Origin of the sequence: Caldimonas manganoxidans ATCC BAA-369 (assembly GCF_000381125.1) — a bacterium.
GTDB lineage: Bacteria > Pseudomonadota > Gammaproteobacteria > Burkholderiales > Burkholderiaceae_C > Caldimonas > Caldimonas manganoxidans.
This window is the reverse complement of the sequence record NZ_KB905931.1, coordinates 147,923-161,782: the sequence shown is the minus strand read 5'-3', so window position 1 is coordinate 161,782 and position 13,860 is coordinate 147,923. Positions and strand designations below refer to the sequence as shown.

At 66.0% G+C, this 13,860-nt stretch carries 12 protein-coding genes, 1 tRNA gene and 1 riboswitch; of the genes, 11 read left to right on the top strand and 2 right to left on the bottom strand.

The annotated features are described in order from the left end of the window. Positions 1 to 13: 13 nt before the first annotated feature. The 9 genes from F615_RS0102800 to F615_RS0102760 all read left to right on the top strand — a co-directional run bounded on the left by F615_RS0102800 (position 14) and on the right by F615_RS0102760 (position 8,308). On the top strand, positions 14 to 511 hold the full coding sequence (locus F615_RS0102800; RefSeq protein WP_019559654.1) for a DUF934 domain-containing protein: 498 nt from the start codon (positions 14 to 16) through the stop codon (positions 509 to 511). After that, complete coding sequence (locus tag F615_RS0102795; RefSeq protein ID WP_019559653.1) at positions 508 to 1,260, top strand: phosphoadenylyl-sulfate reductase; 753 nt, start codon at positions 508 to 510, stop codon at positions 1,258 to 1,260. Before F615_RS0102800 ends, F615_RS0102795 begins: the two co-directional genes overlap by 4 nt. Next, a complete protein-coding gene (gene cysD / locus F615_RS0102790; RefSeq protein WP_019559652.1) occupies positions 1,257 to 2,216 on the top strand; it encodes a sulfate adenylyltransferase subunit CysD in 960 nt (319 codons plus the stop codon). The genes F615_RS0102795 and cysD overlap by 4 nt, the downstream gene beginning before the upstream one ends. Next, positions 2,216 to 3,508 carry a sulfate adenylyltransferase subunit 1 gene (locus F615_RS0102785; RefSeq protein WP_019559651.1) on the top strand — a complete coding sequence of 431 codons (1,293 nt, stop codon included), beginning with the start codon at positions 2,216 to 2,218 and terminating at the stop codon, positions 3,506 to 3,508. The genes cysD and F615_RS0102785 overlap by 1 nt, the downstream gene beginning before the upstream one ends. 14 nt (positions 3,509 to 3,522) lie before the next feature. Then, positions 3,523 to 4,311: a uroporphyrinogen-III C-methyltransferase gene (gene cobA / locus F615_RS0102780; protein WP_019559650.1), complete on the top strand. Its 789-nt coding sequence runs from the start codon at positions 3,523 to 3,525 to the stop codon at positions 4,309 to 4,311. An 86-nt stretch (positions 4,312 to 4,397) separates the two neighbouring features. Next, a complete protein-coding gene (gene fdxA, locus F615_RS0102775; protein WP_019559649.1) occupies positions 4,398 to 4,721 on the top strand; it encodes a ferredoxin FdxA in 324 nt (107 codons plus the stop codon). A 9-nt stretch (positions 4,722 to 4,730) separates the two neighbouring features. Continuing rightward, positions 4,731 to 5,807, top strand: a complete 1,077-nt coding sequence (locus tag F615_RS0102770; protein ID WP_019559648.1) for an NAD(P)/FAD-dependent oxidoreductase — start codon at positions 4,731 to 4,733, stop codon at positions 5,805 to 5,807. Positions 5,808 to 5,860: 53 nt separating this feature from the next. Beyond that, positions 5,861 to 5,961: riboswitch (TPP riboswitch) on the top strand. A 65-nt stretch (positions 5,962 to 6,026) separates the two neighbouring features. Next, a complete protein-coding gene (locus tag F615_RS0102765; protein ID WP_019559647.1) occupies positions 6,027 to 8,195 on the top strand; it encodes a TonB-dependent siderophore receptor in 2,169 nt (722 codons plus the stop codon). Between the two features lie 37 nt (positions 8,196 to 8,232). Then, positions 8,233 to 8,308: transfer RNA gene (locus F615_RS0102760), tRNA-Asn, on the top strand. A gap of 173 nt (positions 8,309 to 8,481) precedes the next feature. Here F615_RS0102760 and ppa read toward each other — a convergent pair. Next, positions 8,482 to 9,021, bottom strand: a complete 540-nt coding sequence (gene ppa, locus F615_RS0102755) for an inorganic diphosphatase (protein ID WP_019559646.1) — start codon at positions 9,019 to 9,021, stop codon at positions 8,482 to 8,484. Positions 9,022 to 9,245: 224 nt separating this feature from the next. Between ppa and F615_RS0102750 the strand changes: the two genes are divergently transcribed. After that, on the top strand, positions 9,246 to 11,408 hold the full coding sequence (locus tag F615_RS0102750) for a sodium-translocating pyrophosphatase (RefSeq protein WP_019559645.1): 2,163 nt from the start codon (positions 9,246 to 9,248) through the stop codon (positions 11,406 to 11,408). A 477-nt stretch (positions 11,409 to 11,885) separates the two neighbouring features. After that, positions 11,886 to 12,038: a hypothetical protein gene (locus tag F615_RS19845; protein ID WP_019559644.1), complete on the top strand. Its 153-nt coding sequence runs from the start codon at positions 11,886 to 11,888 to the stop codon at positions 12,036 to 12,038. Positions 12,039 to 12,066: 28 nt separating this feature from the next. Here F615_RS19845 and lpdA read toward each other — a convergent pair whose 3' ends face one another. Continuing rightward, positions 12,067 to 13,851: a dihydrolipoyl dehydrogenase gene (gene lpdA / locus F615_RS0102740; protein ID WP_019559643.1), complete on the bottom strand. Its 1,785-nt coding sequence runs from the start codon at positions 13,849 to 13,851 to the stop codon at positions 12,067 to 12,069. Positions 13,852 to 13,860 lie beyond the last annotated feature (9 nt).

Here is a 13,860-nt window from a genome sequence, read left to right as displayed (position 1 = left end):
CAAGGACCTTCCCATGAAGTTCATTCATCCCCACGATGACATTTGGCAGCACGCCCCCGAAGACGAAGCCGCGCCCGGACCTGCGGCGCATCGCGTGCTGAGCTGGCCCCAATGGCAAGCCGTGCGCACCACGTGGCCCAACCATTTGCCCGTGGGCGTACGCATCGCCAATGATTTCGATGTCGAAGCGCTCGAGGCCGATCTGCCCCGACTGGCTTTGGTGGTGCTGCACTTCCCGAAATGGACCGATGGTCGCGCCTACAGCCAGGCCCGGCTGCTGCGCAGCCGCTACCGCTTCGCCGGCGAAATCCGGGCCGTCGGTGAGGTGCTGGTCGACATGCTGCCACTGCTGGATCGCACCGGCGTCAATGCGGTGCTGTTGCGCGCCGATCAGGATGAAGCCGTCGCCCGTCGGGCGCTCGACTTCTTCAGCGGCTACTACCAGGGCGACGTGCATGACAACCGCCCCTTGTTTGCGCGCCGCAAAGTCCACAAGGAGGCCGTGTCATGACAGCCATCGAACTCTACGCGCGCCCCTCGCCGGACTACGCTGCACGCCATGCGCATGCGCTGGCGGTGTTGCAGTCGGCTGCTGCAGAGTTTCGTGGCCGCATCGTGCAAGCCACGAGCCTGGGGGCCGAGGACATGGTCTTGACGGACATGATCGCCCGCCACGGGCTGGACATTGCGATCGGCACACTGCAAACCGGCGCACTGCATCCCGAGACGCTGGCCTTGATTCCGCGCATCGAAGAGCGCTATGGCGTGCGGGTCGAGGTCTACGAGCCGCAGCATGAGGCCGTGGTGCATTTCGTGCAGCGACACGGTGAAAAGGCCATGTACGAAAGCATCGAGTTGCGCAAGCGCTGCTGCTCGATCCGGAAACTCGAGCCGCTGTCGCGCATGCTGCAAGGCCGGCAAGCCTGGATCACGGGCCTGCGCCGCGAGCAGTCCAGCCACCGCGCTGAAGTGCCCTTCCGCGACCTCGACGATCAACGCCGCACCAAGCTCAACCCGCTGGCGGACTGGTCGTGGAACGACGTCTGGCACTACATCGCCACCCACGACGTGCCATACAACCCGCTGCATGACCAGTTCTACCCCAGCATCGGCTGTGCGCCATGCACACGTGCCATCGCGGTGGGCGAGGACTTCCGCGCCGGCCGTTGGTGGTGGGAGGACGAAGCCGCCAAAGAATGCGGTCTGCACGTTCGAAAAGACAACTCTTCTGCCGTTTCTCTGATCGGAGCCCGCTCGTGAACGCGCCCGTAAGCATCGACCAACTGTTGCCGGAACTGGATCACCGGCACCTCGACTGGCTCGAAGAAGAAGCCATCTTCATTCTGCGTGAGGCCGCGGCCGCTTTCGAGCGTCCGGCCTTGCTCTTCTCCGGCGGGAAGGATTCCTGCGTGGTGCTGCGCCTGGCCGAAAAGGCTTTCAAGAACCACCTCGGCAACGGTGTCTTCAAGGGCCGACTGCCTTTCCCGCTGGTGCATGTCGACACTGGCCACAATTTCCCCGAGGTGATCGAGTTCCGTGACCGACGTGTGGCCGAGATGGGCGAGCGCCTCGTGGTCGGCCATGTGGAAGACTCCATCCGACGGGGCACGGTGCGGCTGGCCCATCCTTTGGAGTCGCGCAACGGGCACCAAACCGTCACGCTGCTCGAAACCATCGAAGAGCACCGCTTCGACCTGTTGATCGGTGGAGCCCGCCGCGACGAGGAAAAAGCTCGCGCCAAAGAGCGCATCTTCAGCCACCGAGACAGCTTCGGTCAGTGGCAACCCAAAGAGCAGCGTCCAGAGCTGTGGACGCTGTTCAACACGCGCATCCGTCCCGGCGAGCACATGCGGGCCTTTCCGATCAGCAACTGGACCGAGCTGGACGTGTGGCTGTACATCGCGCGCGAGAACATCCCGCTGCCCAGCCTGTACTACGCGCACGAGCGTCAGGTCGTGCGTCGCAAAGGCCTGCTGGTGCCAGTGACCGAACTCACGCCGCCCCAGCCCGGCGAGGAGGTCGAAACCGTGCAGGTGCGCTTCCGCACCGTCGGTGACATGACCTGCACGTGCCCAGTCGAGAGTACGGCGATCAATGCCGCCGAAATCGTGGCCGAAACGCTCAAGGCCACCGTGAGCGAGCGCGGCGCCACCCGCATGGACGACCGCACCTCCGACGCTTCGATGGAGCGCCGCAAGAAAGAGGGGTACTTCTAATGATCGCCTCCGTTGCCTCTACCCAGATCACCGATCATCGCGCCTTGCGCTTCCTCACCGCCGGCAGCGTCGACGATGGCAAGAGCACGCTGATCGGCCGCCTGCTGTACGACAGCCGCGCCATCCTGGCCGACCAGCTCGACATGTTGCAGAGAAAGGCCGCCGGCCAGCCGCTGGACTTGTCATTGCTCACCGACGGTTTGGAAGCCGAGCGCGAGCAAGGCATCACGATCGATGTGGCGTATCGTTACTTCGCCACCAAGCAGCGCAAGTTCATCATCGCCGATGCGCCGGGCCATGAGCAATACACCCGCAACATGGTGACGGCCGCTGCCGGCAGCGATGCCGCCGTGGTGCTGGTGGACATCACCAAGCTCGACCTGAAGCAGCAGCCAGTGGCCTTGCTCCCGCAGACTCGCCGGCACGCCTTGCTGGCGCACCTGCTGCGCGTGCCCAGCATCGTGTTTGCCGTCAACAAGCTCGATGCGGTGAGCGATCCGGCCCCGGCTTACACCGCCGTGCGCAACGCCCTGCTCGATTTCGCCGAGCAAGCCGGCATCGCCGTCGCCGGCATCGTGCCGGTGTCGGCCCTGCGCGGGGACAATGTCACGCAACCGCTGGATGCGCCCTGGTACGACGGCCCGTCGCTGCTGCAACTGCTCGAAACCCTGCCCACGGTGCAAGAACGCATCAGCGGCCATCTGCTCATCCCGGTGCAGTACGTGGCGCGCGAAGGCGAAGGCACGGGCAATCAGCCGCGCACGCTGTGGGGCCGCATCGCCCACGGCCAGGTCAAAGCCGGCGATGCCGTGCAAATCCTGCCCAGCGGCGAGACCGCGGTGGTGGCACAGGTGCGCCGCGCCGGCAGCGTGGTGGCCTCCTGCGTGGCCGGTGAATCGGCAGGCATCGTGCTGGACCGCCAGCTCGATGTCTCCCGCGGCGACTGGATCGCCACGCCGGGCACCGTGCGCACCACCCAGCGCTTTGCGGCCACGCTGGCTTGGCTGGACACCGAACCGGCCGTGGTGGGTCGCAAGTACTGGGTGCGCCATGGCAACCGCTGGGTGCAAGCCCGCATCACGAGCATCGACAGCCGGCTGGACATTCACAGTCTGCAACCCACCGAAGCGCATGAACTGGCGGTCAACGACATCGGTCATGTCACGGTCGAGACGCAGCAAGCCTTGCCGGTGGAACCGTACGCCGACAACCGGGTCGGCGGCGCGCTCATCGTCGTCGATCCGAGCAGCCACCGCACCAGCGGTGCCCTGCTGGTGAAGTCGGTGAACTGAAGAGGGCTGGCCACATGGGCAGGATCGTCTTCATTGGAGCCGGCCCGGGCGCGGCCGACCTCATCACCCTGCGCGGCGCCCGGCGCTTGGCTCAGGCCGATGTCGTGCTGTACGACGCCCTGACCGACCCTGCCCTGCGCGAATTCGCTCCCCAGGCCCGCTGGATCCATGTGGGCAAGCGGGGGTTCTGTGATTCGACCGGCCAGGCCGCCATCAATGCGCTGCTGGTGCGCTACGCGCGCCAAGTGGATCTGGTGGTGCGACTCAAAGGAGGGGACCCCAGTGTCTTCGGGCGCCTGGAGGAAGAACTCGAAGCCGCCGCGGCCGCGGGCCTGACCACCGAGGTCGTGCCCGGCGTGACGGCCGCGCTGGCGGCTGCCGCCGCCAGCCAACGCCCCTTGACCCGACGCGGCACGGGCCGCAGCGTGAGCCTGACGACGGCCATGACGCGCTCGGGCCAGCTGCACGCCAGCCGCAGCGCCGACACCGAAGTGTTCTACATGGCCGGACGCCAGCTCGGCGCGCTGTCGCGCCGGCTGCGTGAAGCCGGCTGGCCTGAGGACACGCCGGCCAGCGTGGTCTCGCGTGCCGGTTGGCCCGACGAATTGCAGAGCGACCACACCGTGGTCAGCCTGGCCCAAGCCAGCGTGCTGCACGCCGGGCGCCCGACCGTGGTCATCGTAGGCAGCGGCGCCCGCCCCCTGCGTGCGGCGGCTCGCCAGCACCCAGACATGCTCAAAGACGATCCCGGCACCGGGGATCTTGTCCTGGCGCAAGGAGCCTGCCCCGGCCCTCGGCCTTAGAATCTCGGCCAATGCTGCCCAAAGGCCGATGCCTCGTAAGGCCCCGGCCTGACTCCACAGTTTCTTCTATTCCTCGAGATCCCCCTATGACCCACGTCGTGACCGAAGCCTGCATCCGCTGCAAGTACACCGACTGCGTGGACGTGTGCCCGGTGGACTGCTTCCGCGAAGGCCCCAATTTCCTGGCCATCGACCCCGACGAATGCATCGACTGTGCGGTATGCATCCCCGAATGCCCGGTCAATGCCATCATGCCGGAGGAAGACGTGCCTGGCGATCAGCAACACTTCATCGCCCTCAATGCCGAGCTGGCGAAGATTTGGCCGAGCATCACCAAGCGCAAAGCGCCTCTGCCCGATGCGGACGAATGGAAAGACCGCACCGGCAAGCTCTCCGAGCTCAAGCGTTGATCGCCCGTCATGGACGCACCTGAGAACATCGCGCCCCTCATCGAGACCGATGCCGTCATCGTCGGCGCCGGGCCGGTGGGCTTGTTCCAGGTGTTCGAATTGGGCCTGCTCGAAGTCAAGGCCCATGTCATCGATTCACTGCCCTACCCCGGTGGCCAGTGCATCGAGCTCTATCCCGACAAGCCGATTTACGACATTCCGGCCGTGCCTGTGTGCACGGGACGCGAACTCACGGACAACCTGCTCAAGCAGATCGAGCCTTTCGGAGCCACGTTCCATCTGGGGCAAGAAGTCAGCGAAGTGCAACGCCGCGACGATGGACGCTTTCACGTGGCCACCTCCAAGGGCACGCGCTTCATCACCAAGACCGTCTTCATCGCCGCCGGCGTCGGCGCCTTCCAGCCCCGGCAGCTGAAAGTCGATGGCCTGGAAAAATACCTCGAGCGCCAGGTGTTCTATCGTGTGAAGAACCCTGCCCAGTTCGCGGGCCAGAACGTCGTCATCGTCGGCGGGGGGGATTCCGCCCTGGATTGGACGCTCAACTTCGCGCAGGACGGCCCCCACCGGGCCGAAAGTGTCATCCTCATCCACCGCCGTGATGGCTTTCGTGCGGCACCAGCGTCCGTGGCGCGCATGAGAGAGCTGTGCGATGCGATGCAGATGCAGTTCGTGGTCGGACAGATCACCGGCATCGAGGAAGCCGATGAACGCCTCACCGGCGTGAAGGTCACGGGCCATGACGGCGTCACGCGCGTCGTGCCCCTGGATGCGCTGCTGGTCTTCTTCGGTCTGAGCCCCAAGCTGGGACCGATCGCGCACTGGGGCTTGGCCTTGGAGCACAAGCAAATCGTCGTCGACACCGAGAAGTTCGAAACCAGCGTCCCGGGCATCTTTGCCGTGGGTGACATCAATACCTACCCAGGCAAGAAGAAGCTCATCCTCTCGGGCTTCCACGAAGCCGCACTGGCCGCCTTCGGCGCGGCCCCCTACATCTTCCCGGACAAGCGCATCCACCTGCAGTACACCACCACCAGCCCCAAGCTGCACAAAGTGCTGGGGGTGGAGACCCCCAGCTTCGACGACTGAGGCCGCCTGCACGGCTGCGCGATAATCTCATCGACCGCGTGGCTTGCTGCACGGTCATTCGCTAGGGGTGTCGGGTCTGCCCAGGCCCGGCTGAGACAGTCCCTTTGAACCTGATTGAGATCATCCTCGCGCAGGGAAGCGTCCGAACGGCGAGGCTGCCCGTGGTGTGCAGCCCCCTCCTTCAGCCGCCGGCCTGCCTCTAGACACGAAAGCTCCCCGATGGCCGCTGCTGTACGCCGCCCCTCTCTCTTCTTCCGCCCGGCCCGCCGCCCGCTGGCCTTGGCCTGCCTTGCCGTCGTGGCCTACGGTGCCCGCGCCCAGGCCACTTCCGAGGCCTTGCCGGCGGTCACCGTCACGGGTCAGACGCCCACCGCCCGCGCCGAGGTCGCAGGCTTTGGCGCGATGCCGCTGGCGCGCACGCCGCTGGCGGCCACGGTGATTTCAGAGGGCGAGCTCAAAGACCGCGGCGCCACCCGTATCGCCGACACCGTGAGCCTGGAGGCCAGCATCAGCGACAGCTACAACGCGCAAGGCTACTGGGACTTTCTGTCGGTGCGCGGCTTCGTGCTGGACAACCGCTTCAATTACCGGCGCGATGGCCTGCCGATCAATGCCGAGACGTCCATCCCGCTGGACAACAAGGCAGCGGTCGAGGTGCTCAAAGGCACCAGCGGCATCCAAGCCGGCACCAGCGCCCCAGGGGGCCTGGTCAACCTCGTCGTCAAGCGTCCGGAAGGTCCGGTGCGCAGCGTCGAGCTGGGCTGGCGCAGCCGCCAAACGGTGGGGCTGGCCGCTGACCTCGGCGAGCGCTTCGGCACGGACGAGCGCTTCGGGCTGCGCATCAATGCGGCCTACGAGCACCTCGACTCTCCGTTGCGCAGCGACACCGGGCATCGCCGGCTGTTGGCCGCCGCAGGCGACTGGCGCCTCAGCCCCGCCACCGTGGTGGAAGCCGAGGTCGAAACCAGCCGCCGCAGCCAACCGAGCCAGCCCGCCTTCAGCCTGCTGGGCAGCACGCTGCCGGCTGCGGGCGACCCGCGGATCAACCTGAACAACCAAACCTGGTCGCTGCCTGTCGTGATGGATGCCTTGACGGCCTCGCTGAGGGTGCGCCACCAACTCGACCCCGATTGGCGCCTCACCGCCCACCTGGGCACCCAGCGACTACTGACCGACGATCGACTGGCATTTCCCTACGGCTGCGATGCCGAAGGCAACTACGACCGCTATTGCAGCGATGGCAGCTTCGATCTGTACGAGTACGTCAGTGACGATGAACACCGCCGCACGCACGCGCTGGACCTCCATGCCGACGGCAAGATCCTGCTGGGCGGGATGCAGCACAGCCTCACCACCGGTGTGCTGTTCAGCCGCTACACGGCGCGCCTGCAAGATCAAATCTATCGCTGGGCGGGCACGGGCACGGTCGATGGGCAGACCCAGGTGCAGCCGTCGGACCGGCAGCCCGACCCCAACACGAACCGCAGCGAGCGCTCTACCGAGTTCTATGTGCGCGATGCCGTCGAGCTGGCCCCACGCTGGACGGCTTGGGTGGGCGTGCGCCATACACGAATGCACCGAGCCACCGAGCGCACCAGCGGGGACCCCGAAGCCACCGCGTACCGGCAATCTTTCACCACGCCCTGGCTGGCACTCAGCCACGAGTTCAGGCCGCGCCACATGGTCTACGCCAGCTGGGGGCGCGGCGTCGAATCCGAAGTGGTGCCCAATCGGGCCCGGTACACCAATGCCGGGCAAGCCCTGCCGGGCTTGAAGAGCCGCCAAGTGGAGCTCGGTCTGAAAGGGCGCAGCGATGCGCTCCAATGGGGCTTGGCCTGGTTCGACATCCAGCGGCCGGCGGTATCGGACATCGGCTCGGATTGCTTCGACGACAGCACCGGCGATACCTGCACCCGCCAATTCGACGGCCAGGCCCGTCACCGCGGCCTGGAAGGCCACACCACCTGGGACCTGGGCCCCTGGCGCATCCATGGCAGCGCCATGTGGCTGCACGCCCGCCGCGAAGGCGCCGCCGATCCCAGCCTCAATGGCAAACGCCCCGTCAATGTCCCGGCCCATACCGTGAAGGCGGGCATCGAATACCGGGTGTCGGCGCTGCCCGGGCTGCGCCTGGCGGCCTCGTTGGTGCACGAAGGCGACCGCATGGTGCTGGCCGACAACAGCATGCGCATCCCCTCCTGGACACGCTGGGATCTGGGCCTGGTGCATCAGCACCGCATGGCCGGCACCACACTCACCTGGCGCGCCGGCATCGACAACCTCACCGACCGCCGCGCCTGGCGCGAATCCCCCTTCCAATATGGCCACGCCTTCCTCTACCCGCTGGCCCCGCGCAGCATGCGCTTGTCGTTGCAAGCGGACTTGTGATCCAGGAAATTTTGTGGCTATAATTTAAGTCTTCTGTTCCCCGATAGCTCAGTCGGTAGAGCGACGGACTGTTAATCCGCAGGTCCCTGGTTCGAGCCCAGGTCGGGGAGCCAAAAAAAAATTCAGTAGCTTTCAGCAGCTCCATGACAAAGCCCTGCATGACCATGCAGGGCTTTCGTTTTTGGGTGCACCTTGCCGGGCGCACCCATGAACACCCATGAAAAAAGGGCCGGCATGCCTGCGGCCCCTTGCGTTGCGGTCCGGGCACCGGGCCCGGCAGCACGGCTTACTGCTGCTGTGCTTTGGCGTAATTGGCGATGCCGTTGGCCACCTCGGCCTTGGCCGCCTCGGGGCCTTCCCAGCCCTGCACCTTGACCCATTTGCCCTCTTCGAGGTCTTTGTAGTGCTCGAAGAAGTGCTGGATGGCCTTCAGGCGCATCGGATTGATGTCCTCGGGCTTCTTCCAGTGGTCGTAGATGGGCAGGATCTTGGTGGTCGGCACGGCCAACAGCTTGGCATCACCGCCGGCCTCGTCTTCCATTTTGAGCACACCGATGGGACGGCAGGTCACCACCACGCCCGGCGTTAAGGGGAACGGCGTGATCACCAACACGTCCACCGGGTCGCCATCGTCGGACAAGGTTTGCGGCACATAACCGTAGTTGCACGGATAGTGCATGGCCGTGGTCATGAACCGATCGACGAAGATGGCGCCAGTCTCTTTGTCGACCTCGTACTTGATCGGGTCGGCATTCATCGGAATCTCGATGATCACGTTGAACTCTTCGGGCGCCTTGGCGCCGGGGGTCACGTTATGCAGGCTCATGGCGGTGTGATCGTTCTCGCAAGGGAAAACCCGGATTCTACCGAGGGCTCTTGCGACAGGCTGACACCCCAGCGTGGTGCGATCAGCGCCGCCTCCACTGGTAAACACGGGGCGAGCCGTCATTGCGGCGCCGCAAAGCTTTGCGTAGCATGGGTCGGCCAACGTGGCAAGCAAGACCACGGGCTTTCGATCACCATCGGATCATCAGAGGAAGGAGCCCTTTCATGTCCACCCATTTGGCGCTGTATTTTGCGCTTGCCTGTGGCGTGGCCGCCGTCGTCTACGGCTTCGTGTCACGCAGTTGGATCTTGAAGCAAGACGCGGGCAACGCCCGCATGCAGGAGATCGCCGCGGCCATCCAGACCGGCGCGGCTGCCTATCTGGCACGCCAGTACAAGACCATCGCCCTCGTTGGTGTGGTGCTGGCCGTGTTGATCGGCATTTTCATCGACGGCGCCACGGCCGTGGCCTTCGTGATCGGGGCGGTACTGTCCGGCGCCTGCGGATTCATCGGCATGAATGTGTCCGTGCGAGCCAACGTGCGCACCGCCCAGGCGGCCACCCGGGGCATCGACACGGCGTTGGCCGTGGCCTTCCGCGGCGGGGCGATCACGGGCTTGCTGGTGGTGGGCCTGGGCCTGCTGGGTGTGGGCGTGCTGTTTTGGCTGCTGATCATCAACGGGCAGGTCAACCCGGTGACGCCATTGTCCTCGGTGCTCAAGCCGCTGGTGGGCCTGGCCTTCGGCTCCTCACTCATTTCGATCTTCGCCCGCTTGGGCGGGGGCATCTTCACCAAAGGAGCCGACGTGGGCGCCGACCTGGTGGGTAAGGTGGAAGCCGGCATCCCCGAGGATGACCCGCGCAACCCCGCGGTGATCGCCGACAACGTGGGCGACAACGTGGGCGACTGCGCCGGCATGGCCGCCGACCTGTTCGAAACCTATGCCGTGACGCTGATCGCCACCATGGTGCTGGGCGCCTTGATGGTCACGGCCTTCCCGATGCAAGCGGCCGTGCTGCCGCTGGCGCTGGGCGGGTTCTCGATCATTGCCTCCATCATCGGCTGCGGCGCGGTCAAAGCCTCGCCTGGCATGAAGAACGTGATGCCAGCCCTCTACAAGGGCCTGATCGTGTCCGGTGTGATCGCACTCATCGGCTTCTTCTTCATCGTGAAGTGGGTGATGCCCGACGATGCGATCTATGCCAGCGGCACCCAATGGCGCCTGTTCGGCGCCGCCGCGGTGGGCTTGGTGCTCACGGCATTGATGGTATGGATCACCGAGTACTACACCGGCACGGACTACTCGCCGGTCAAGCACGTGGCCAAGGCCTCCACCACCGGGCATGGCACCAACATCATCGCTGGCCTGGGCGTGAGCATGAAGTCCACGGCCTGGCCGGTGATCTTCGTGTGCGCGGCCATCATCGCGAGCTACCTGCTTGCCGGTCTGTATGGCATTGCGATCGCGGCCACCTCGATGCTCAGTCTGGCGGGCATCATCGTGGCGCTGGATGCCTATGGCCCGATCACCGACAATGCCGGCGGCATCGCCGAGATGTCCGAGCTGCCCCAGTCGGTGCGTGACATCACCGACCCGTTGGACGCCGTGGGCAACACCACCAAAGCCGTCACCAAGGGCTATGCGATCGGCTCGGCCGGCCTGGCCGCCTTGGTGCTGTTTGCCGACTACACGCACGGCCTGGAGGCCGCCGGCCACCACGTGAGCTTCGATCTGTCGAACCACATGGTGATCGTCGGTCTGTTCATCGGCGGGCTGATTCCCTACCTCTTCGGCGCCATGGCCATGGAAGCCGTGGGGCGGGCCGCCGGCAGCGTGGTGGAAGAAGTGCGCCGGCAGTTCAAGACCATCCCCGGCATCATGGAAGGCACCGGCAAGCCCGAGTACGGCACCGCCGTGGACATGCTGACCAGCGCGGCCATCAAGGAGATGATCCTCCCCTCGCTGCTGCCGGTGGTCGTGCCCATCCTGGTGGGTCTGCTGCTCGGGCCCGAGGCCCTGGGTGGCTTGTTGATGGGAACCATCGTCACCGGCCTGTTCGTCGCGATCTCGATGTGCACCGGCGGCGGGGCCTGGGACAATGCCAAGAAATACATCGAAGAGGGCCACTACGGCGGCAAGGGCAGCGAAGCGCACAAAGCGGCCGTCACTGGCGACACCGTGGGCGACCCCTACAAGGACACAGCCGGCCCGGCCGTGAACCCCTTGATCAAGATCATCAATATCGTCGCGCTGTTGATCGTGCCGTTGCTGCCGGTCGGCACGGCCGGCAAGGCCGAGTCTGCACCCATGGAGCCCAGCGTCCAGGTGCAGGCCGTGGCCTCGGCAGGCAGCCTGGTGCCGCCGCCCCAGCCTGCCGTGCACTGAACGAACCCGCTCCCTTCGCCGCAACGCTCGCTTCGCGCGAGCGTTGCCTCCCGGCCCTTGCCAAAGCCCCCGGTTTGCGGCATTGCTTCACGCCAGCCGGGGGCTTGGAGCGTCCACAGGCGGCTCGAAAGTGCTTCAATGGGCCTCATGCCACCAGCCGTGCCGACACCCCGCTTGAGCAGCCTCTGCGCCAGGCTTGCGCTGGCATGGCTTGGCGTCGCCGGGTTCTCCGGGGCCCAGGCCCGTGAGCCCGGCGCAGCCCTTGCCGCGCCGACCGTGGCACAGCCCGTCGTCGCCGCCGCGCCGACGGCCCACCGGCCCGCGCCTCGGCCATCACGCCTGACTGCGGCGGCGGCGGTCAAATCGCCCGCCAAGGACGCCCCCGCCCGCCAGGCTCCCACGCCTGCACCCACCCTGGATTGGCAGAGGGTCGACGCACACGTTCTGACAGCATCGGCAACGCCCGCTCGCGCCACGATGCTGGCCCCGCTCGGCCCCGGGCGCTCGGCCAGCGGCCTGAATCTGCAGGCGCCAGCCTCAGACTTTTGGTGGGTGACGGCCCGCTTCGTGGACAACGGCGACCGTCACCCCGAACCGGGGTTGACGGTCGGCATCAAGCTCAAGTTCTGAACGATCCCGGCGCAGTCGGCCCTGGGGTTCAGCGCCGCGCTGGCGGCACGTCGGTACAACTGCCGTGCGCCACTTCGGCGGCCATGCCGATGCTCTCGCCCAGGGTCGGGTGCGGGTGGATGGTCTTGCCGATGTCCACCTCATCGGCCCCCATTTCGATGGCCAGGGCGATCTCGCCGATCATGTCCCCCGCATGCGTGCCGACGATGCCGCCGCCGACGATGCGATGGGTCTCCTCGTCGAACAGAAGCTTGGTGAAGCCTTCGTCGCGGCCGTTGGCGATCGCCCGACCCGAGGCCGTCCACGGGAACAGCCCCTTCTTCACCTTGCGCCCCTCGGCCCGGGCCTGGTCTTCGGTGAGACCCACCCAGGCCACCTCGGGGTCGGTGTAGGCCACGCTGGGAATGACCCGGGCATCGAAGGCCACTTTCAGCCCCGCAGCCGCCTCCGCCGCCACATGGGCCTCGTGCACGGCCTTGTGCGCCAGCATCGGCTGGCCGACGATGTCGCCGATGGCAAAGATGTGCGGCACGTTGGTGCGCATTTGCGCATCCACCGGGATGAAGCCACGGTCGGTGACCACCACGCCGGCGTTCTCGGCCCCGATCTTCTTGCCATTGGGACTGCGGCCCACGGCTTGCAGCACCAGGTCGTACAACTGCGGCTCCTTGGGCGCGGCCTCCCCTTCGAAACGCACCAGAATGCCATCGGCCGTCGCTTCGGCTGCGACCGTCTTCGTCTTGAGCAGGATCTGGTCGAAGCGGTGTGCGTTCATCTTCTGCCACACGCGCACCAAATCACGGTCGGCGCCTGGCATCAGGCCATCGAGCATCTCGACCACGTCCAGCCGTGCACCCAGCGTGGAATAGACCGTGCCCATCTCCAGGCCGATGATGCCCCCACCAATGATGAGCATGCGCTTGGGCGCGTGTCGTAGCTGCAACGCACCGGTGGAGTCGACGATGCGCGGGTCTTCCGGCAGGAAGGGCAGCCGCACCGCTTGCGAGCCGGCAGCGATGATGGCCTGCTTGAAGCGGATGATTTGTGTGTGGCCGGTCTTGTCCTGACCGTCTCCCGTGGTTTCCTCGACCCGCACGTGGTGCGGATCGACGAAGCTGCCGTAGCCGCGCACCAGGGTGACCTTGCGCATCTTGGCCATCGCCGCCAAGCCGCCGGTGAGCTTGCCCACCACCTTGTTCTTGTGCGCCAGCAGCTTGGCGCGGTCCACCGTGGGTTCGCCATAGCTCACCCCCAGATCGGCGAAGTGCTTGACCTCGTCCATCACTGCCGCCACATGCAGCAGCGCTTTGGACGGAATGCAACCCACGTTCAAGCAGACCCCGCCGAGCGTGGCATAGCGTTCGACCAACACCACCTTCATGCCAAGGTCGGCGGCACGGAAGGCGGCCGAATAGCCCCCTGGGCCGGCCCCCAGCACGAGCACATCGCATTCCAAGTCCGCGCCGCCGGCATGGGTCGAGGCCACGGGGGGCGATGCAGGCGCTGCAATGGGCGCTGGCGCTGGGGCCGCCGCTGGCGCAGCAGGGGCAGACACTGGCGTCGCCGCAGCGGCTTCATCGGTCTCCAACAGCAGAATCACCGAACCTTCATTGACCGTGTCGCCCACTTTGACCCGCAGCTCCTTGACCACGCCGGCGTGCGGACAGGGGATCTCCATCGACGCCTTGTCGGACTCCACGGTGATGAGGCTTTGCTCGGCCTTGACCGTATCCCCCGGCTGAACCAACACCTCGATGACGCCGACATCTTTGAAGTCGCCAATGTCGGGAACCTTGATCTCGATGACAGACATGCCGCGCTC

Coding starts and splice junctions, on each gene's coding strand:
- F615_RS0102750 (WP_019559645.1), top strand. CDS start 9,246: ATGTCCACCCATTTGGCGCTGTATTTTGCGCTTGCCTGTGGCGTGGCC.
- F615_RS0102800 (WP_019559654.1), top strand. CDS start 14: ATGAAGTTCATTCATCCCCACGATGACATTTGGCAGCACGCCCCCGAA.
- cobA (WP_019559650.1), top strand. CDS start 3,523: ATGGGCAGGATCGTCTTCATTGGAGCCGGCCCGGGCGCGGCCGACCTC.
- lpdA (WP_019559643.1), bottom strand. CDS start 13,851: ATGTCTGTCATCGAGATCAAGGTTCCCGACATTGGCGACTTCAAAGAT.
- F615_RS0102795 (WP_019559653.1), top strand. CDS start 508: ATGACAGCCATCGAACTCTACGCGCGCCCCTCGCCGGACTACGCTGCA.
- F615_RS19845 (WP_019559644.1), top strand. CDS start 11,886: ATGCTGGCCCCGCTCGGCCCCGGGCGCTCGGCCAGCGGCCTGAATCTG.
- ppa (WP_019559646.1), bottom strand. CDS start 9,021: ATGAGCCTGCATAACGTGACCCCCGGCGCCAAGGCGCCCGAAGAGTTC.
- F615_RS0102785 (WP_019559651.1), top strand. CDS start 2,216: ATGATCGCCTCCGTTGCCTCTACCCAGATCACCGATCATCGCGCCTTG.
- fdxA (WP_019559649.1), top strand. CDS start 4,398: ATGACCCACGTCGTGACCGAAGCCTGCATCCGCTGCAAGTACACCGAC.
- F615_RS0102770 (WP_019559648.1), top strand. CDS start 4,731: ATGGACGCACCTGAGAACATCGCGCCCCTCATCGAGACCGATGCCGTC.
- F615_RS0102765 (WP_019559647.1), top strand. CDS start 6,027: ATGGCCGCTGCTGTACGCCGCCCCTCTCTCTTCTTCCGCCCGGCCCGC.